Annotated in this window: 14 protein-coding genes; 10 read left to right on the top strand and 4 right to left on the bottom strand. The window is 45.7% G+C overall.

What is annotated here, in order from left to right; translation table 11 throughout:
• The first annotated feature begins 74 nt into the window (after positions 1–74).
• Entirely contained in the window at positions 75–1364 is a 1290-nt protein-coding gene (locus F0228_RS15785; protein WP_171762439.1) for a peptidoglycan DD-metalloendopeptidase family protein, read from the top strand.
• An 84-nt stretch (positions 1365–1448) separates the two neighbouring features.
• Here the strand turns inward: F0228_RS15785 and F0228_RS15780 are convergent, their stop codons facing one another.
• The 3 genes from F0228_RS15780 to erpA form a co-directional block, all read right to left on the bottom strand.
• On the bottom strand, positions 1449–4541 hold the full coding sequence (locus F0228_RS15780) for an efflux RND transporter permease subunit (RefSeq protein ID WP_171762438.1): 3093 nt from the start codon (positions 4539–4541) through the stop codon (positions 1449–1451).
• A 10-nt stretch (positions 4542–4551) separates the two neighbouring features.
• Positions 4552–5676 (bottom strand): efflux RND transporter periplasmic adaptor subunit, encoded by a 1125-nt coding sequence (locus F0228_RS15775; protein ID WP_171762437.1) that lies wholly within the window; start codon positions 5674–5676, stop codon positions 4552–4554.
• Between the two features lie 250 nt (positions 5677–5926).
• The gene (gene erpA / locus F0228_RS15770) at positions 5927–6268 is read right to left on the bottom strand and encodes an iron-sulfur cluster insertion protein ErpA (RefSeq protein ID WP_004738231.1); all 342 of its coding nucleotides are present in this window, start codon (positions 6266–6268) and stop codon (positions 5927–5929) included.
• A gap of 296 nt (positions 6269–6564) precedes the next feature.
• Between erpA and hemL the strand changes: the two genes are divergently transcribed.
• Complete coding sequence (gene hemL / locus F0228_RS15765; RefSeq protein WP_102425339.1) at positions 6565–7860, top strand: glutamate-1-semialdehyde 2,1-aminomutase; 1296 nt, start codon at positions 6565–6567, stop codon at positions 7858–7860.
• A gap of 131 nt (positions 7861–7991) precedes the next feature.
• Here the strand turns inward: hemL and F0228_RS25960 are convergent, their stop codons facing one another.
• Positions 7992–8117: a hypothetical protein gene (locus F0228_RS25960; RefSeq protein WP_258166754.1), complete on the bottom strand. Its 126-nt coding sequence runs from the start codon at positions 8115–8117 to the stop codon at positions 7992–7994.
• 76 nt (positions 8118–8193) lie between these two features.
• Here F0228_RS25960 and F0228_RS15760 point away from each other — a divergent pair, with 76 nt between their 5' ends.
• The 8 genes from F0228_RS15760 to F0228_RS15725 all read left to right on the top strand — a co-directional run bounded on the left by F0228_RS15760 (position 8194) and on the right by F0228_RS15725 (position 20653).
• Complete coding sequence (locus tag F0228_RS15760; protein ID WP_008222174.1) at positions 8194–9279, top strand: AI-2E family transporter; 1086 nt, start codon at positions 8194–8196, stop codon at positions 9277–9279.
• Positions 9280–9389: 110 nt separating this feature from the next.
• Positions 9390–10412, top strand: a complete 1023-nt coding sequence (gene rsmC / locus F0228_RS15755; protein ID WP_171762436.1) for a 16S rRNA (guanine(1207)-N(2))-methyltransferase RsmC — start codon at positions 9390–9392, stop codon at positions 10410–10412.
• A gap of 216 nt (positions 10413–10628) precedes the next feature.
• Positions 10629–14018, top strand: a complete 3390-nt coding sequence (locus tag F0228_RS15750) for a response regulator (RefSeq protein WP_061032496.1) — start codon at positions 10629–10631, stop codon at positions 14016–14018.
• Between the two features lie 698 nt (positions 14019–14716).
• Positions 14717–16399 (top strand): ABC transporter substrate-binding protein, encoded by a 1683-nt coding sequence (locus F0228_RS15745; RefSeq protein ID WP_008222178.1) that lies wholly within the window; start codon positions 14717–14719, stop codon positions 16397–16399.
• A 169-nt stretch (positions 16400–16568) separates the two neighbouring features.
• The gene (locus tag F0228_RS15740) at positions 16569–17555 is read left to right on the top strand and encodes an ABC transporter permease (protein WP_004738220.1); all 987 of its coding nucleotides are present in this window, start codon (positions 16569–16571) and stop codon (positions 17553–17555) included.
• Positions 17556–17557: 2 nt separating this feature from the next.
• Entirely contained in the window at positions 17558–18583 is a 1026-nt protein-coding gene (locus F0228_RS15735; protein ID WP_008222181.1) for an ABC transporter permease, read from the top strand.
• Between the two features lie 2 nt (positions 18584–18585).
• Positions 18586–19569 carry an ABC transporter ATP-binding protein gene (locus tag F0228_RS15730; protein ID WP_008222182.1) on the top strand — a complete coding sequence of 328 codons (984 nt, stop codon included), beginning with the start codon at positions 18586–18588 and terminating at the stop codon, positions 19567–19569.
• An 88-nt stretch (positions 19570–19657) separates the two neighbouring features.
• Positions 19658–20653, top strand: a complete 996-nt coding sequence (locus F0228_RS15725; protein ID WP_008222184.1) for an ABC transporter ATP-binding protein — start codon at positions 19658–19660, stop codon at positions 20651–20653.
• Positions 20654–20678: the final 25 nt, after the last annotated feature.

Here is a 20678-nt window from a genome sequence, read left to right as displayed (position 1 = left end):
ATAGCGATGTATTTTGAAACCAGTTACACTATTCCGTCGCCGATTTTCATAATATTTACAGAACGAACCGGAACATGTTGTCTATTTTTGCACGCCTTCCTATATTGCACCGGGCTTTTATCGCATTTTTTAGTGCCATAATTTTCATAGCGATTTTCTTACTTCCCGACGTCAACAGCTTGCGCGACGATACGGGCGCACTTGTTGTAGGAAAACACTACCCTTTGAGCATCGATGCTTCTGCGCTAGTAAGCTCGAATGACGCGCCACCAACGGCTGTACTTAACTGGGAAAAATACACGGTTCGCTCTGGCGAAAGCACTTCTGTTTTATTTGAACGTATTGGTCTCTCATACCGCTTGTTACTCAACCTTCTCAATACCAATCAAGACATCAAAAAGCAGCTCTCGAACCTAAGACCTGGTGACGTATTGCAATTCGGCTTTGATGAAAACAACGACCTTATTCAGCTCAAACGCCAACTAAGCGCGTTTGAAAGCTTCAAAATCACCAAATCTGGCGATTCATTCACTTCAAGTTTTGATAAAAAAGAAGTGGCTTACCAATACAACTATGCCGAAGCCAATATTACCTCTAACTTCTGGAATGCAGGCGTCAGTGCAGGCTTAACCGCCAACCAAATCATGGAACTTGCGGGTATCTTTGGCTGGGACATCGACTTTGCATTGGATATTCGTAAGAACGACAGCTTTAAAATCTTATACCAAGAGGAAGTGGTTGAAGGCGAAGTGATTGGTCGTGGCAAAATCATGGCAGCTGTGTTCAAAAACCAAGGTGATTCATTTACTGCGGTATTAGACGATAAAAGCGGTAACTACTACGACGAAAACGGCCGAGCGATGAAGAAAGCCTTCCTGCGCTCCCCTATTGATTTTCGTCGTGTAACGTCAAACTTCAACCCACGCCGAAAACACCCAGTAACAGGCAAGGTTCGTGCTCACCGAGGCACCGACTACGCAGCCCCAGTTGGCACACCTATCTGGGCAGCTGGTGATGGTATCGTGCAGAAGTCTGGTTATAACCAGTTCAACGGTAACTACGTGTTCATTCGACACAGCAATACTTACATCACTAAGTACCTGCACATGAAGAAACGCATGGTGAAAACAGGGCAACGAGTTAAGCAAGGTCAAACTATTGGTACTCTGGGCGGCACAGGCCGTGTAACAGGCCCACACTTGCACTACGAGTTCTTAGTTAATGGCGTTCACAAGAATGCGCGTACCGTGAAGTTACCTCAATCTAAGTCGCTAACGGGTAAGGCAAAAGCAACCTTTATTGCAAACTCTGAGATTCGATTGAAGAACCTTGAGCGATACGGTCAGTTACTAGCGACTAACTAGGCGTTTGTAGCTTCACAGCAAAATAGAAAAATGCAAAGAGCGCCCATCAAGGCGCTCTTTTTTATGCTCACGTACCACACCTAGCTACTGTTTTTCAGGTTTGTTGTTCCGCCCTAGCATTAACAAACAAGGAGTCAGTACCAAGGTCAGCACCGTGGCGAACGCCAAACCACCAGCTATAGCAGTCGCAAGCTGTGACCACCATTGGGTGCTCGGTGCACCGAACTCTATCTTTTGATTAATCAGATCGATGTTCATCTCTAACACCATCGGCATTAAACCTAAGATAGTCGTAACCGTCGTCAGCATTACTGGCCTTAAACGCTGAACACCGGTTCTTAGAATCGCATCTCGCTTGTCCAAGCCTCTTTTGATGAGCTGATTATAAGTATCAATCAACACGATGTTGTTGTTCACGACTATGCCGGCGAGCGCTATTACCCCAATTCCCGACATCACGATGCCAAACGGACGTTGGAAAATCAGTAAGCCAACGAACACGCCAACCGTAGAGAACAAGACTGCACTTAGAATTAAGAAGGCTTGATAGAAGCTGTTGAACTGAGTGATAAGAATCAAAGCCATCACCGCTAGTGCTACTAAGAATGCACTTTGCAAAAAGGCTGACGAGTTCTCCTGCTCTTCATTTTGACCACGAATACGAAAATCTACGCTATCTGGAAGCCCTAGCTCACTTAACGCCTGCTCGATCTTTGGCAGTTCTAAAGCAAGGTTATATCCTTCTTCCATATCTGCTATGATGTTGACGACTCGCTTACCATCAAGGCGTTTGATGGTGTCTTGCTTGTGGTCTGGAACGATCTGAGCAAAATTGGTTATCGGAACCAGGCCTGCTGGCGTTTTGACTCTTAGCTGGTCGAAGCGTCCGATATCCCTTTTATCATTCGGATAACGCACCAAGATATCGACTTCTTCTGCTGAGTCATCAGGAAGATAATCACCAATTTTTAGGCCATTCGTTACAAATTGAACGGTATTACCCACCAAGGTGGCATCAGCTGCAAAACGCGCGGCATCGTCACGGCGGATATCCACCTTCCAATCGATACCGTCTTTGCTTGCAGTGTCGCTGATATTGGTCAGTGCTTGATTACCATCCGCCCAACTTCTTACAATCTTTGCTGCCTGATTAAGCTGCTCGGGCGTTTTAGCCGACAGCTCGATCACCAAGTCATTTTCAACCGGTGGCCCTGCATCAGGGAACTTATACTCAATCTCAACGCCAGCGTATTGATCGGTTTGATCCTTAAGTTCTTCGATGATCGCTTTAACGCTACGGCGGTATTGCCAGTCAACAGGTGTTATCGAAATCAAACCTATCTGGTCGTCACCACCAGTACGCGTGTAAACGGTATCGAACTCATCATGATTGAGCATCATCAGCTCAATATCGCGCATGATGTCATCTTTTTCCTGGATAGATAGATCACCATGTGAGCGCACTTTAACGTTAAAGAATGGTGGATCAACCTCAGGGAAAAACTCGGCTCCTAGACCTGCTTTAGAGTAAGTAAAGCCTACCGCAACCGCGAGTAGTATCGCACTAAAGAGAATTTTAAATGGGTGCTTAATCGCTAAAGAAAGTGTGTGGTAGTAAGCCTTAGTTAAGCCTGTCGCTTGAGTAAAATCACCATTATGCAAAGCCACCATTCGAGCTTGACTCTGAGACGATACGTATTGCGGTTTACCAATCAAGCCGCCCAACACTGGTACAAACAACAACGCCATAATCAATGAAGCCGTTAAAGTCGCGATCAGTGTTAATGGCAGGAACTTCATGAATTCGCCCGTCACATCCGGCCAAAACAGCAACGGAGCAAACGCTGCTAAAGTGGTGGCCGTTGACGCTGTAATTGGCCACGCCATTCTCTTAGCGGCATCTCGATAGGCATCTTTGCGTCCTTCTCCCTCTTGCATCCGTCGGTCTGCAAATTCAGTCACCACAATCGCGCCATCTACCAACATCCCCACCGCCATAATCAAAGAGAACAGCACTACAATGTTAACGGTTAACCCAAATACTGAGAGAACCAATAACCCCGTGAGGAATGAGCCAGGAATTGAGATGCCGACTAACAAAGCAGTACGCACGCCAAGAATCGCGATGATTACGATCACCACCAGAATGATGGCGGATAAGATGTTGTTTTGAAGATCATTGAGCATGATCTTCACATCTTTCGATTCATCCCAAGTGTATTTAACCAACAGATTGTTTGGCCACTCAGCTTGCTGCTGAGCCCCAGCCATTACCGCTTTCACCAGCTCTACGGTTTCAATGATGTTCTCACCCGCTCGCTTCTTGATATCCAAGACCACCGCAGATTTCCCATCTAAACGCGCAAAGCTCTCTGGATCTCTAAATGCTCGACGAACTGTGGCTACATCACCAAAAGTAACGACCTGTTTGCCATCCACTTTGATAGGTAACTCAAGCACATCCTTTAAGGAGTTAAACACCGAAGGGACTTTGACCGAGAAACGACCGTAGCCCGTATCGACAAAACCTGCGGCAACCACTCGATTATTCAATGCGATCAGATTGTAGATATCAGCTTGATCTAGGCTGTAGCTCTCCATCAATAGAGGATCAACAATAATTTCAACGATATCTTCTCTGTCACCGGCAATATCGACCTCTAATATTTGGCGATAGCTCTCTAATTTATCTCCTAGCTCTCGGGCAATTTGTACAATAGTACGTTCAGGAACGGTGCCGAATAACACCACAGACAGAACAGGTTGCTCAGAGGCGAGCGTCACCTCATTAACCGTCGGCTCATCACTGTCTTGTGGCAGTTTTGGCTTAGCAAGATCAACGGCGTCACGCACATCAGCCATCGCTTTGGTAAGGTCAACTCCGACATTAAACTCCAACACCACAGAAGCATGCCCTTCTGCGGCGGTTGAATTCATCTCTTTTACGCCTTCAATGGATCTAAGCTCTTGTTCTATAGGTCGAACTAACAGACGCTCGGCATCGGTGGGCGAAATCCCTTGATGCCCAACAGAAACATAGATAATCGGGATGGTAATATCGGGACTCGACTCCTTAGGTATCGTGAGATAGGTAATCACACCTGCAACCAAGATAAGTGCCAACAGAGAAAGCATGGTGCGAGCACGAGACAAAGCTGCATCAATAATTGAATACATCAGTTATCTCCTACTCAGCCGCTACATTTGACAGTTCAGCACCTTGCTCAACCGCAATCACCGAATCACCATCACGTACAAAGCCTTGTCCGACGGTAATAATATCGACCTGTTGACCTAAGCCCGTTAGCCAAACTCCATCTTGCTCAGCCTTCACTAGCTGTATGCCAACAAACTTAACGCTTGGCGCATCATCAACTGACACCAGAGTTTTAACTCCTAGGTTACCCGCTTCGTCTAATGCCAACATCGCAGGTGTCACCTTGATAGCATCTCTTGTTTCTAGATTGAGTTTTACTTCAGCACTGACACCAGCGGGCAGTAAGCCATCAAAGTTATCGATTTCAATTTCGATTGGGAAGGTATTAGTAGAAGCTGAAGAGATTCGAGACACATAACGTAATCGCCCTTCTACTTCCTCTCTGCCAAGTAGACGAACCAATGCATCTTGATTGGCTAACAGGTGCTGAATATGACGCTCACTGACATCCGCTTTAATCACCAGAGGGTCAAGGTCAATCACACCAGCAACGGGGTCGCCAACGCCAACGAAATCACCAAGCTCGACCATCAAGTCTTGAACCACACCCGAGAAAGGTGAGGTAATAACAGTATTCTTTAATGCCAACTCCGCATTACGCATCATGGCTTTCGCTTCAGTTAAAGATGCCTCAGCGGTAGTGTAAGCAATTTCCCCTTGTAGCCCTCTTTTCTTCAGTGACTGCGCCGCTTTAAATTCTTTCTGTTTGAGGCGATACAGAGCCGATGCCCGCTCTAACTGTATTTCCAAGTCGCCTTTATCGATCTGAGCAATGGCTTGTCCTGCTTTTACAGTATCACCCTTAGCAACGTTGAGCCTGACGACCTTGCCTGCAACCTCTGCGCCTAATCGCGCATGTCGATCTGGCGCTGTTCGACCGTATAAATCAATGGTCTTAAAGGTGGGTGATGAGGTAAATGTTTGGTAAGAAACCTTTGCCAATGGAATCTCAGTCGCTTTTTTCTCAGGCGACTCTTCAGCTTGCCCCACTCCTAAGCCAAGCCAGAGAGAAAGCAGTATGACTAAAGTCAGAGAGACCAACCACGGCTGCTTAAGTTTCTGAAAAAGTGGCGAGTTAGAAAATAGAGTGGGCATAGCAAATCCTTTTCTGGCGCATTAGGTGCATTAATTGACGCAACAGCGTCACAAGAGATGTACTGATACAAATAAGTAATATTAACAGGACAGGAGAAATAAAGTTGAGGACGTTATCGACAGTTTAAAAAAATATGCCGTGTACTAAAGGAAGTAAAAATGAAGGGGATAAAAAACAAAAACGCCGAACATAAGTCCGGCGTTTACGGTGTTTCGAATATAGCTTTCAGAGAAAGCTTTTTCTTTATTGCTATACGCTAAATGATGCGCCACAACCACATGTTGTTGTGGCATTAGGGTTGTTTACGAAGAAACGTGCACCCTCTAGGCCTTCTGTGTAGTCAACCACGCCACCCATTAGGTATTGTAGGCTCATTGGATCGACAACCAGCGTTACACCACTGTTTACGATAGTAGTGTCGCCATCATTTACTTTTTCATCGAATGTGAAGCCGTATTGGAAACCACTACAACCACCACCTGTAATGTATACACGCAATTTTAGTTCTGGGTTTTCTTCTTCAGCAATCAGCGTTTGTACGCGGGTAGCTGCTGCATCAGAAAAAGACAATGGGATATTTGCTTCGCTCACGACAACCTCTCTTACCTGTGTCAAAAACAACATGATACAAATCTAATTCGAGACCATAGTTGTTGAGTGTTTTCTTATATTCTGCTGATTATCCAATACCTGACTGAAACGTTCAAGTATTCACCACCTGATCGCCGTTTTTCCTGCTAAAAACTCATCAAATAAAAACAAAATGAATGTGCAACCACACAAAACAATCAGATTCGGGCGATTATATCAGCGAAACCATTCCTAGTTGGATTATGGATAGGTACAATGCCTGCCAATTGGTCCGACAGTCAAAAGAGGATATATCAATGACCAAATCAGCAGAGCTGTACGAAAAAGCACAGCAAACTATTCCTGGTGGCGTAAACTCTCCAGTTCGTGCATTCAATGGCGTAGGTGGTTCTCCAATCTTCGTTGAACGCGCTGATGGCCCACTTATTTTTGATGCTGATGGTAAAGCATATATCGATTACGTTGGCTCTTGGGGTCCAATGATCCTTGGTCACAACCACGCGGTTATCCGTGATGCAGTAATTGAAGCGGCTCAACGTGGTCTTAGCTTCGGTGCTCCAACCGAAACTGAAATCAAAATGGCTGAGCTTGTGTCTGAGATGGTTCCTTCAATGGAGCAGCTACGTATGGTTAGCTCAGGTACTGAAGCAACCATGAGTGCGATTCGCCTTGCTCGTGGCTTTACTGGCCGTGACAAAATTCTTAAGTTTGAAGGCTGCTACCACGGCCACGCAGACAGCCTACTTGTTAAAGCAGGTTCTGGCGCTCTGACTCTAGGTCAACCAAGCTCTCCAGGCGTACCAGCAGACTTTGCTAAGCACACACTAACGGCAACATTCAACAACCTAGACTCTGTACGTGAGCTGTTTGAAGCAAACAAAGGTGAGATCGCTTGTATCATCGTTGAGCCTGTAGCGGGCAATATGAACTGTATCCCACCAGTAGAAGGCTTCCACGAAGGTCTACGTGAGATCTGTGACCAAGAAGGCGCGCTACTGATCTTTGATGAAGTGATGACAGGTTTCCGTGTGGCTGAAGGCTGTGCGCAGGCTTACTACAACATCAAGCCAGACCTAACGTGTCTTGGTAAAGTTATCGGTGGCGGTATGCCTGTAGGTGCTTTTGGTGGTCGTAAAGACGTGATGCAATACATCGCACCAACGGGTCCAGTTTACCAAGCGGGTACTCTTTCTGGTAACCCAGTAGCAATGGCTGCAGGCTATGCATGTCTGAACCTTCTACGTGAAGAAGGCAACGAGAAGCGTCTAGCATCAAAAACTAAGCAGCTAGCGAATGGCTTCAAGCAACTTGCTGACAAGCACGGCATCCCAATGCTAGTACACCAAGTTGGTGGCATGTTTGGCTTCTTCTTCACTGAGCAAGAAACAGTAACCTGCTACGAAGATGTAACTAAGTGTGATGTAGAACGCTTCAAGCGCTTCTTCCACCTAATGCTAGATCACGGTGTGTACCTTGCGCCTTCAGCATTCGAAGCTAGCTTCACATCGCTTGCTCACGGTTCAAAAGAGATTGATGCGACACTAGAAGCCGCTGACCGCTCTCTTGCGATTATTGCTGCAGAAAGCAAATAATCATAAGCGCTGATAAGCCGCTAACTGATTGAATTTAGGGCTGCATTAACGCAGCCCTTTTTAATGGATGGCACTCAGCTTTTTAAAGGGAACCTCCCTTTCACATCCGTCATCCAATGTCGGCAAAGCGCTTAACGTTCCCAGAACAAGAAAACCAACAGCATCAGCGTACCAAGGAACATTCTGAACCAAGGGATCTCTTTTTTCGTGTGCTGCTCTTCATCTTGGCATTTCTTATCTTTATTACAGCATCCCATTATCAAAACTCCTCATTGCTAACTCTCTGTTTTGCAGCCATTATAAACTCAGAACGCAAATATAGAGACCATTACCGTGTCAGAAAAAATTAAAATCAATTCCAGTCACTGGGTAATCATCATTGCGCTGCTCGCCGCGGCTTATGCTTGTTACCTACTTATAGAACCATACGTTAACTCAATCGTGATGGCCTTCATCATTTCACTGTTAATGTTTCCGATCCATGAGTGGCTTGAAAAGAAGATCCCGAACAAAGCAAACCTCGTCTCCTTGCTATCTTGTGTGATCTTAACCTTTATTATTGTTATCCCTTTACTGGCAGTATTTGCAGCGATTGTGCAGCAAGGCTCTCTATTTTCTCAAAACACTTATCAATGGGTCACACATGGCGGTATTCAAACCCTGTTTGAGCACCCTATCGTGGTTAAAGCGCTGTCGTTCGTAAATAACTACCTGCCTTTCGATAACATTGAGCCTAAGGCTATCGCACAAAAAGTTGGCGAGTTCGCGACGAGCTTTGGCTCTAAGCTTGTCGGCATCAGTGCAAAGATCCTTGGTGATGCGACCAACTTCTTGATGGACTTCTTCTTGATGCTGTTCGTTCTGTTCTTCCTACTAAGAGATCATGACAAAATCATCAGTGTGGTTCGCCACATTCTTCCTCTGTCTCGCAGCCAAGAAGACAAACTTCTCGCTGAGATTGAGCAAGTATCGAAATCAGCAGTGATGGGATCATTCCTAACTGCAATCGCACAAGGTATAGCTGGTGGTTTCGGTATGTGGATTGCTGGCTTCCCAGGCCTATTCTGGGGCACCATGATGGGCTTTGCCTCTTTCATCCCAGTAGTAGGTACTGCGCTAATTTGGATCCCGGCGGCGGCTTACTTGTTCTTAACCGGTGACACGACTTGGGCTATCTTCCTAACCGTTTACTGCGTGGCGATTGTTGGCTCGATAGATAACCTACTACGACCGCTGTTAATGCAAGGCAGTGCGGGTATGAACACCCTAATGATCTTCTTCTCGCTACTGGGTGGTATCCAGCTATTCGGACTGATTGGTCTTATCTACGGCCCGCTGATTTTTGCGATTACCATTGTTCTATTTAACATCTACGATGAAGAGTTTAAGGACTTTTTAAATCAGCAAGACAAGAGTTAAACCGCTCTTCAATCACTTACTTGCCGAACGAGTATTAAACACTTCAAGCTTTGGGCGGATTATGCGAAAATCCGCCCTCATTTTTTGCTAACGATTCAATAGAGTGTCCTATGTCAGCTTATATTGCCCCAAGCCAGATTGCTGAGCGCCAACTTGCCTACTTTGAAGATAAACATGTTTTAGTTGCCGGTGAGGCTGAAGACTTATTCCCTGTTGAGTTAGCAAAACACTGTGAATCAGTCTCTGTATTTACTTCAAACTACAGCTACTACCGTCAGCTTGAAGGCTACAGCACGATCCAACGTTTTTACGGCGCTGAGTTTACCGAAGAGACCAAAGCTGACTTAGTGATGTTGTACTGGCCAAAAGCAAAAGCTGAAGCTGAATTTTTGCTGGCAATGCTGTTTGCCAAACTAGGCAAGGACACTGAGATTGTTGTGGTTGGTGAGAACCGCTCTGGCGTGAAAAGCATTGAGAAGATGTTTGCCGCTTACGGTAAGGTCGTAAAATACGATTCAGCGCGTCGTTGCTCTTTCTACTGGGGTCAATGCTTTGAGCAGCCAGCCGCTTTTAACCTACAAGACTGGTTTAAAACCTACACGGTGAACATTGGTGAGCAGTCACTTACCGTAAAAAGCCTGCCAGGTGTATTTAGCCATGGTGAATTTGATGTCGGTAGCCAGCTTCTGCTAGATACATTACCAACGTTGAAGGGCAAAGTGTTGGACTTCGGTTGCGGTGCCGGTGTACTCGGTGCGGTGATGGCCTCTCGCAACCCTGATATTGAACTTGAGATGTGCGACATCAGTGCGTTTGCAGTAGCGTCTAGCCAAGCAACTTTGGAAGCGAACGGCTTAACGGGCAAAGTTTTCGCTTCTGATGTCTATTCAGATACAGCGCAAGACTATCAATTCATTATCAGCAACCCACCATTCCACTCGGGCTTGGATACGAGCTACAGTGCAACAGAAACCCTTCTGGCGCAGGCTCCACAGTATTTAAACCGTTCTGGTGAGCTGATCATTGTTGCCAACAGCTTCTTAAAATACATCCCAATTATTGAGCAAGCATTTGGAAAATGCGCGACTCTAAATAAGACCACCAAATTCGCGATCTACCACGCAAACAAGTAGCCTCTCTAGCACAGCGCAGGGTCATTATCTGCGCTGTCTGTTCATATTTTTGTCAAAAGTCTATAAAAGTGAGCTTTTGCACACGCTTTAAATACCACTTACTTGTCAAAGTAAAAAAACTCGTTAATTTCGTTAAATTGGAAACCATTAATTCTATTCTCTGTACTTGTTTTCGCCCCTTTTAGCAGTACATCAAAGGAAAGTAGTACCCAATTTATGTTTAGATTTTATCGTAAGCAGAAGTTTAAGCGCCTTCAAAACACCCTAATGCTGGCATTTCTTGTCCTTAGTATTACTCCAGTGACACTTATCGCGATATTTTTCCTTCAATCGCACAGTCAGGATCTTCAGGAACAAAGCACTTCGCACCTTGTTTCTGTTCGTGATACTAAGCAACAACAGATTGTCGACTACCTACAGGCTCAAGAATCCCAAGTCATGGGCTTTGTTCGTTCAGAACTAGCCAATGCCAGTGGCGGACGCTTCTATGGCTTAATCAATGCCTTCCAACGCCTAGGCTTGGATATTGACGAAGCTCGCAGCAATGCTCAGCAACGTTATATCCAAGGTTCTGGTGATCAGATCAAAACATCCATTCTTCCAGAATCGAGCAGCTATATTGGTAGTGAACGTTATCGCCTACTGCATAAGCGCTATCATAACGCCTATCTAGAGTTGCTTAAGCGCTCCGATTTTGACGATATTTTATTGGTTGATATCAACGGAAACGTTGCTTACTCCGTCTTTAAAAATGACGATTACGGCACTAACTTGCTGACTGGTAAGTACAAGGACTCAAACCTAGGTATTACCTTCAAGCGCCTGGCCAAAGACGTCACAGACCGACGCAAGTCAAATGAAGATTACACGCCAGTTATTGTCTCTGACTTTAAGGACGAGAACGGTAAACAGACGGCATGGTTAGGTGCACCTATTGTGCAGCAGGGTTACTTACACAGTTACGCGATGTTTAGGCTGCCAATCAACGGCATCACTAAGTTGATTGCCGATCTAAACAAGAGCTCAAACATTCAGACTTTGCTCGTTGGTAGTGACCATTTACCTCGTAGCCTCGCTCATTCGCAAGAATCTATCAATCTAAGCCTAGATGTCGTGGACAAAGCACTAGCAGGCGAAACCGCTGTTGGCACATTCGATAACACTCAGAATCAAGCCATCATTGCGGCCTATACACCTATTGAGCTTAAGTACGCCACTTGGGCTTTGGTCGTTGAGCTTCCAGAAAAAGAAGCCTTCGCACGTATCCACCAGCTAGAAAAGATCTTCGTTATCGTCATGCTCACCGCCATCATTCTGGTGGTGGTTGCATCGCACTATTTATCAAACTTCATCACCTCCCCGCTGCTTAAACTGACATGGGCAGCCGAGAAAGTCTCTGCCGGTGACCTTGATGAAACCATGATCAATACAGAGCGCAAAGACGAAATCGGTCGCTTGGCTGTCAGCTTTGAGCGAATGCAACGTTCAATTCGTGACAAGATGCAGCTGATCAAAAATCAAAATGATGAACTTGAGGACAACCTTAAGACTATTCAGAAACAAAATGATGAGTTGCAGCTCGCCAACAAACTCAAAGATGAATTCTTAGCAACCACTTCACACGAATTGAGAACACCACTGCATGGTATGGTTGGTATTGCTGAAGCTCTGATATCGGGTGCGAATGGCCCTATTCCGGCGAACCAGAAATACCAGTTGGATATCATCATCAACAGTGGTCAGCGACTAGCAACCTTGGTTGATGATCTGCTTGATTATCACAAGATGCGTTACGGTAGCTTGGACATTAAGAAATCTGCGGTTGATCTGTCTGCTGCCACCAGCTTGGTGCTTGAGCTATCTCATCACCTGTTGGGCAATAAACCGATTCGTATTATTAACCAAGTGCCGAGTGATTTAGGGCTAGTATCGTCCGATCCTCAGCGCCTTGAGCAGGTGATGTATAACTTGGTCGGCAATGCCATCAAGTACACATCAGAAGGTAAAATCGTTATCTCTGCGAGCGTAATCGACGACAACATTCGTGTGCAAGTGGTCGATACTGGCCAAGGCATACCAGCAGAGTATCTTGAACATATCTTCGAGCCTCTCATTCAAGCAGGTCAAGACGCCAGTAACTATCGCCAAGGTGCAGGCCTTGGCTTGTCGATCAGTCGCCAGTTAATTGAATTAATGGGTGGTTCGCTATACGTAAGTAGCCAGCCAATGCTAGGTACTACGTTCAGCTTTACTCTGCCTCTGGCGACAGAAGAAGAACTTAAAAACTACAACGAATCAGGTAGCTACTCACACTTCAAAGCGCCTGACTTGATTGATAACACACAGCAAGAAAACAGCGTCATCAATGAGAACCCTGATGGTCCACTGCTGGTTATCGCGGATGATGAACCCGTTAACCTTCGTGTACTAGACAGCTTCTTGAAACTAGAAGGCTATCGAGTACGTACAGCCTGCGATGGCCCTGAAACCATCGAGTTGATTGAAAAAGAGAAGCCAGAACTATTGCTCCTCGACATCATGATGCCGGGCATGAGCGGCTATCAAGTGTGTGAAACACTGCGTAAGCAATATGACCATGCGCAACTACCGATCATAATGCTGACCGCACTCAACCAAGCAGAAGACCGTGTACGCGGCTTCGAAGCTGGCGCTAATGACTATTTGTCTAAGCCATTCAACAAACAAGAGCTAGCAGCTCGAATCACAGCACATCTATCAGCAAGTAAAGCTGAGCAGAGACGCCTTGAGAACGACCAACTACAACTAGAGCTCAAGCACAGAGCGATGGTTGAAGCTAACTTGCTAGAAACTCAAGGACGTTTACTCGAGCAGCTAGAATCCGCACCAGAGGCCATCATCTGCATTCGTGATGACCAACGTATTCGCTTTGCCAACGAAGCGGCAGCGAAACTCTTTAGGCGCGGACAAGAACAACTTAAGCGCTCAATGGCCGACGAAATCATCGCGCCTAAATACCTGAAAGTGGAACAAGCACACTACTGTGGCGATATCGACATCTATATAGATGACACTCGTCAGCGCATACCGAGTGACATCCTCAAGTTACCTGAGGGCTCTGGACTAGACACCATGTACATATTCAATGTTGGCGGTGGTGTTAACTCAAACCGTATCAATAACCTTGAGACGGCTGTTGAAGCGCTTTCTAGCTATGCCTTTGAAGGTGACAAGGACAAACTGCAACAGCTGAAAGAACTCGGTGGTGAGTTTACACGCTTAGCAGATAAAGCCACGGGAGAAGGTAAAAACAAACAAGAGTTAATGCGTGAAGTCTTAGTCGACGCGATGACCAACGCCATCCTCTACTGGGAATCGGTTACCGGAGAAACCAAGTTTGCGTTCGCAGAGAAGAGTGGCTTATGGCGCGTTTATCTAGACAGAAGCACACTACAAACGCGAACGTTAGACAAATACCTACGTGTTGAAACGCTGCCTAAAACACCTCGCTGGCGAACAGTACTAAGCTCTATCGAGTTCATTCTCGAACACTGTAAAGAACAGACACCAGAGAGAACGCACATTGAGATGCTCAGAGACAAACTACAGAAGTTACTGACCAGTTAATCCTGAACTAACATCACTCTATTAGCCCACCTTGCGTGGGCTTTTTTGTACATATAAGAGTCGTAAAAAGCACAATTAGAGCCGTTCACTCCCACTTCTTTTACAGCCTTAAACAAGAGAAATATCACGCTATTTCGACGTAATGAGTATCGGCATCAGCTGCCGATTTTCGCTCTATTCTCCACCGATTCTAACCGTAACCTGACTATTTGTTACAGTTTGAGAAGCGAGTCACAACAGAACGGCAGATTTAATTTTCTCGGAAAATTTAACGTGAAATTAGTAAGTGACCAAGATCTACAATTAGATTAAATTAGAAACAACCACCATATTTAAAAAGACAAGATGTAAGTAATCACTCACATGCATTATTCAACACCTAACTAGTTGCGAGTCACATCACCTTAACAATTGCGGACAAAAAACCACCAGAGCACCCTATTTTGACGTTAATAACGTGAGGTTATCTGTTTTTAACGTTTTTGACGGGAAACGAGTTTGATTAATTCATCGATAAGGTGTTTTCTTACTCCTGCCAAAGGCCTACAGGCCACTCTTACCACTTCTCAGAAACAGCGATGAATCTGGAGCAACGAAGAAGAGGTAGGCCTTTAACCAGAGTGTGTATCTACTAACCAATTAGCGATAGATAACATTCAATCCATTAGTGAAATGAAAGCAAATAGTAAGGAACAGCTATGCTTGCCAATATAAAAAAAACAGCACTAGCAACAGCAATTATTGCAACTGCTACGACAGGTTTTGCATCAGTAGCAACAGCTGCAGAACGCAGCGAACTGACTATTCACCCGAAAGAGTACACAACATTCGTACGTAACTTTAACCCGTACCTTGGTGCTACTAACCTTCATACTACAACTGACTTCCTATACGAGCCGCTAGTAGTATTTAACGAAATGCACGGTAACACTCCTGTGTTCCGTCTAGCTGAAAACTTCAAGATGTCAGATGATCTGATGAGCGTTGTTTTCGACATTCGTAAGGGTGTTAAATGGTCTGATGGGGAAACTTTCTCTGCTGATGACGTTGTTTTTTCTTTCAACCTTGTAAAAGAGAAGCCAGAGCTTGACCAATCTGGTATCAACTCTTGGGTAACTTCTGTAGAAAAACTAAACGACAACCAAGTTAAGTTCAACCTAACAGAAGCAAACTCAAACGTACCTTACGAGATTGCTAAAGTACCTGTAGTACCTAAGCACATCTGGAAAGACGTTAAAGATCCATCAACGTTTACCAATGAAAACCCGGTAGGTTCTGGTCCATTTACAGAAATCGATACGTTTACAGCGCAACTATACATCCAGTGTGCAAACCCAAACTACTGGGATGCAGACAACCTAGACGTTGACTGTCTACGTGTTCCACAAATTGCTAACAACGACCAATTCCTAGGTAAAGTTGTAAACAGTGAAATGGACTGGACGTCTTCTTTCGTTCCAGATATCGACCGTACGTACGCGGCAGCTAGCCCTAAACACCACTACTGGTACCCGCCAGCAGGTACGCAAGCATTCGTTGTTAACTTCAAGCACCCAGATGCTGCGAAGCATGAAGCATTGAGCAACGTTGAATTCCGTCGTGCCTTCTCTATGGCTCTTGACCGTCAAACTATCATCGACATCGCATTCTACGGTGGCGGTACAGTGAACGACTTCGCATCTGGCCTTGGCTACGCATTCGAAGCTTGGTCTGATGAAAAGACTCACAACAAGTACAAAGGCTTTAACACGTACAACGCTGAAGGCGCGAAGAAGCTTCTTGCTGACGCTGGCTTCAAAGATGTAAACAACGATGGTTTTGTTGATACTCCATCAGGTAAGTCTTTCGAACTAATGATCCAATCGCCAAACGGCTGGACTGACTTCAACAACACAGTTCAACTAGCGGTAGAGCAGCTAAACGAAGTAGGCATCAAAGCGAAAGCTCGTACGCCAGACTTCTCTGTATACAACCAAGCAATGCTTGAAGGTACATACGACGTAGCATACACAAACTACTTCCACGGTGCGGATCCATACACGTACTGGAACAGTGCTTACAACTCATCACTACAATCTGGTGACGGTATGCCTCGTTTCGCTATGCACTTCTACAAAAACGACAAACTAGATGGTCTTCTAAACAGCTTCTACAAAACAGCTGATAAGAACGAACAGCTAGACATTGCACACGGTATCCAGCAAATCATCGCTGCAGACCAAGTGACAATCCCAGTGATGTCTGGTGCTTACATGTACCAATACAACACAACTCGCTTCACTGGTTGGTGGAACGAAGAAAATCCTAAAGGCCGTCCAAACATTTGGGCTGGTATTCCAGAGCGTCTACTTCATGTACTGGACCTAAAACCAGTTAAATAAGTAATCGTTCAATCCTTGCGGCGTAATCTCTTACGCCGCTTATAAAAATCCCCACACTCTCAATTGAAAGTATGGCGCTCGTCGTCAGGGGATTTTTCGTTCCAAATTTCGCTAGGAGCGACCTGAATCCAGAAACAGGGAAACAATCTGGGTGAGTAAGGTGTGAGTTATGGGTTATTTTTTAAGACGTTTGTCATTTTATTTTGTCGCGCTATTAGTTGCAGCGACGTTAAACTTTATTATTCCAAGAGCAATGCCTGGTGACCCAGTTACCATGATGTTTGCGAACGCTTCGGTACAAGTTACTCCAGAACGTATTGCTGCAATGAAAGAGCTATTAGGTTTCGTTGATGGCGGCTTGCTAGTTCAATACGCAGCGTACATGAAGAACATCCTTAGCTGGGAGCTTGGTACATCAATTCAATTCTACCCTCTTTCTGTAAACTCATTGTTGGGTGGAGCATTCGGCTGGTCGCTGTTCTTAGCAGGTACCGCAGTAATTCTTTCTTTCTCTATCGGTTCAATCCTAGGGATTTTCGCGGCGTGGAAACGTGGCAGTAAATACGATGCCTTTGTAACGCCAGGAATGCTGATTCTACAAGCCGTTCCTCAAGTCGTTATCGCGATGATTGCACTATTTACCTTTGCAATCGGCTTGAAGTGGTTCCCGACGGGTTACGCTTACACCGCTGGTACTGTGCCTGATTGGACAAGCTGGGCATTCATCAAAGATGTGGCTTACCACGCTTTCTTACCACTATTCTGTGCTTCAGTTGTTCAAATTGGTGGCTTCCTAGTGAACATGCGTAACAACATGATCAACCTGCTTGCTGAAGACTACATCACTATGGCGAAAGGCAAAGGCCTGAGCGAAAACCGAGTGGTATTCAACTACGCAGCGCGTAACGCAATGCTACCAAGTGTGACAGCACTTTCTATGTCGCTAGGTATGGCAATCGGTGGTCAGCTAATTATCGAAATCATCTTCAACTACCCAGGTCTTGGCAGCGTACTTTTCAACGCAATTAACGCTCGTGATTACCAAGTACTGCAAGGTCAGCTACTTATCATGACGCTATTCATGCTGTTCTTTAACTTGGTTGCAGACATGCTGTACGTAGTTCTTGACCCTCGTCTTCGTAAGGGTGGTAAATAATCATGAAAGACTTTCTAAAACTCATTTGGCGTAACCCGATGGCCCTAACAGGCGTCATCATCCTAAGCATCTTTGTTCTTGGCGCTCTTGCTGCTCCACTGATCACCAAACATGCACCAGACAAGCGCACAGGTAACCCACACGAGTACCCAGGCTTTGTTGTTAAGTCTGCGCAAACTAGTCCGAACGGCTGGGTGGCACAAAACCTTGCAGACGACCGCCGCACGTTGATCATGTCTAAAAAGGCTGACCACGTATTAGGTACGACTCGTATGGGCCGTGATGTTTGGTCACAAGTGGTATACGGCGCACGCGTATCACTCGCTGTAGGCTTCGGTGCTGGTCTAACAGTATGTCTACTAGCAACCGTTATCGGTGTTTCTGCAGGTTACTTCGGTGGTCGTGTGGATGACGTACTAACCGCTGCAATGAACATCATGCTGGTTATCCCTCAATACCCATTACTGTTCGTGGTAGCAGCCTTTATCGGTGAGGCAGGGCCACTCACTATAACCTTGGTTATCGGCTTTATGTCCTGGGCTTGGGGCGCCCGTGTTGTTCGTTCCCAAACTCTAGCACTACGTGAAAAAGAGTTTGTTAAAGCAGCAGAAGTACTTGGTGAATCTCCAATTCGCATCATCTTCGTTGAGATTCTGCCAAACCTTATCTCTATCGTAGGTGCAAGCTTCATCGGCTCAGTAATGTACGCAATCATGATGGAAGCAACGATCTCGTTCCTAGGTCTTGGCGACCCGAACACAATCAGCTGGGGCATCATGCTTTACAACGTTCAAACCTCTTCATCAATGCTGATTGGCGCTTGGTGGGAACTGTTGGCTCCTTGTATCGCACTGACAATGCTAGTAACAGGCCTTGCTCTGCTTAACTTCGCTGTCGATGAGATTGCTAACCCGCAACTACGTTCTCACAAAGGTATGAAGCGTTGGAAGAAGCTTGCAGCTCAAGACAAACAAGAACGCGAACCAGAACTACCACCACAAAATGCACTTTGGAGCGGAGATAAATAATCATGTCTGAACCACTAATTTCTATCCGCAACTTATGCGTGGATTACATCACTGAATCAGGCGATGTGCGTGCGTGTAACAACGTTAGCTTCGATATCGCGCCTGGTGAAGTATTTGGTCTAGCCGGTGAATCGGGTTGTGGTAAATCAACCGTTGCTTTCTCACTAATGCGTCTTCATAAGCCGCCAGCTTACATCAGTGGTGGTGAGGTTATCTTCAATGGTGAAAACATTCTTGAATACAGTGATGACCGTATGCAAGCGTTCCGTTGGAGTGAGATGTCGATGGTATTCCAGAGTGCGATGAACGCACTCAACCCAGTATTACCAATGGAAGAGCAGTTCTGTGACGTAATCATGCGTCACACGAACATGACTCGTGAGCAAGCTAAAAAGCGCGCTGAAGGCTTACTGGAAATCGTAGACATTCACCCGAGCCGTTTGAGTGATTACCCTCACCAATTCTCTGGTGGTATGCGTCAACGTCTAGTGATTGCTATCGCGTTAGCACTGAATCCAAAGCTGATCATCATGGATGAGCCAACAACAGCACTCGATGTGGTTGTACAACGCGAAATCCTACAAAAGATCTATGCACTAAAAGAAGAGTTTGGTTTCTCGATTCTGTTTATCACCCATGACTTATCGTTGATGGTCGAGTTCTCTGACCGCATCGGCATCATGTACTCGGGTGAGCTTATCGAGGTCGCTAACTCACAAGATATTCTAGAAAACCCTTACCACCCTTACACCAAAGGGCTGGGTAGTTCTTTCCCTCCACTAACAGGGCCAAAGACAAAACTAACCGGTATTCCAGGCAACCCTCTGAACTTACTAGAGATTCCTGAAGGATGTCGCTTCCAAGCTCGTTGTGACCGTGTACATGAAACCTGTACCAAAGTGCCAACCAAGCTGCGCTCTATCGAGCCGGGACACTTGTCGAACTGCCACCTGTACGGTGACCCAATAGTACAAAGGAAGCTATAGCTTGCACGCTGATTCAGCGTGAATAACGAATAAGGCGGCTTCGTCCGCCAAAAAGCAAGCGAAGCGAATAAGGATTCTGGAGACAATTATGAGCAAAGATTTCGGTCAATTATTGGTAGAAGGTAAGAACGTCGTAAAAGACTTCCCAATAAGCAGTACCACCATTCAAACCCCAATGATGCGTGCGATTAACGACGTGTCATTCAAAATGTACAAAAGCCGCGGCCTAGCCGTCGTTGGTGAGTCTGGTTCAGGCAAATCAACCACAGCAAAAATGATCGCAAAAATGTACGCGCCTTCAGGCGGTACCATTGAGTACAAAGGCCGTGATATTCAAGATATCTCAAGCCGTAAAGATCTGATGCATTACCGTGAAGGTGTGCAAATGGTATGGCAAGACCCGTTTGGTTCTCTGAATCCAACCCATAACATCTTCCACCATATTGCTCGACCACTGTTGATCCACAAGAAGGTGACTTCTGGCAACAAGAGAGAGCTAGAAGAGCGTGTATACGATCTTTTAGAGCAAGTAGGCCTAATCCCACCAAAAGAGACAGCGAAAAAGTATCCACACCAGCTGTCTGGTGGCCAACGTCAGCGTGTCAACCTTGCACGTAACATCGCGGTAGGTGCAGAAGTCGTTCTTGCCGATGAGCCAACATCAATGCTCGACGTTTCGATTCGTGCCGGTGTTCTGAACTTGATGGAAGAGATGAAGTTTGAGAAACAAATGTCTCTGCTTTACATCACCCACGATATCGCCACTGCGCGTTACATCGCTGAAGACCTGTCAGTAATGTATGTGGGTCACATGGTTGAGTGGGGTGATACCGATGACGTCATCGCTAACCCTCAGCACCCTTACACCCAACTATTGGTTTCAGCGGTTCCAGATCCAAAGAAATCAATCCATGACCAACTGGCCGGCAACAAAGGTGAAATCCCGCTATGGACGCCAGCATCTGTAGGCTGTCCATTCGCTGGCCGTTGTACTCACGCAATGGACAAGTGTAAAGAGCAACTTCCTGGCGTGACTCAATTAGCAGAGAACCACTTCGTTCGTTGCTACCTACACGAAAGCTAAACATTAAGACTGAGTTAGGGTCTGC

Source organism: Vibrio sp. 99K-1 (assembly GCF_013114585.1).
Lineage (GTDB): Bacteria > Pseudomonadota > Gammaproteobacteria > Enterobacterales > Vibrionaceae > Vibrio > Vibrio chagasii_B.
This window is presented reverse-complemented; position numbering and strand designations above follow the sequence as displayed.

Coding starts and splice junctions, on each gene's coding strand:
- F0228_RS15785 (WP_171762439.1), top strand. CDS start 75: ATGTTGTCTATTTTTGCACGCCTTCCTATATTGCACCGGGCTTTTATC.
- F0228_RS15780 (WP_171762438.1), bottom strand. CDS start 4,541: ATGTATTCAATTATTGATGCAGCTTTGTCTCGTGCTCGCACCATGCTT.
- F0228_RS15775 (WP_171762437.1), bottom strand. CDS start 5,676: ATGCCCACTCTATTTTCTAACTCGCCACTTTTTCAGAAACTTAAGCAG.
- hemL (WP_102425339.1), top strand. CDS start 6,565: ATGACCAAATCAGCAGAGCTGTACGAAAAAGCACAGCAAACTATTCCT.
- F0228_RS25960 (WP_258166754.1), bottom strand. CDS start 8,117: ATGGGATGCTGTAATAAAGATAAGAAATGCCAAGATGAAGAGCAGCAC.
- rsmC (WP_171762436.1), top strand. CDS start 9,390: ATGTCAGCTTATATTGCCCCAAGCCAGATTGCTGAGCGCCAACTTGCC.
- F0228_RS15750 (WP_061032496.1), top strand. CDS start 10,629: ATGTTTAGATTTTATCGTAAGCAGAAGTTTAAGCGCCTTCAAAACACC.
- F0228_RS15745 (WP_008222178.1), top strand. CDS start 14,717: ATGCTTGCCAATATAAAAAAAACAGCACTAGCAACAGCAATTATTGCA.
- F0228_RS15740 (WP_004738220.1), top strand. CDS start 16,569: ATGGGTTATTTTTTAAGACGTTTGTCATTTTATTTTGTCGCGCTATTA.
- F0228_RS15735 (WP_008222181.1), top strand. CDS start 17,558: ATGAAAGACTTTCTAAAACTCATTTGGCGTAACCCGATGGCCCTAACA.
- F0228_RS15730 (WP_008222182.1), top strand. CDS start 18,586: ATGTCTGAACCACTAATTTCTATCCGCAACTTATGCGTGGATTACATC.
- F0228_RS15725 (WP_008222184.1), top strand. CDS start 19,658: ATGAGCAAAGATTTCGGTCAATTATTGGTAGAAGGTAAGAACGTCGTA.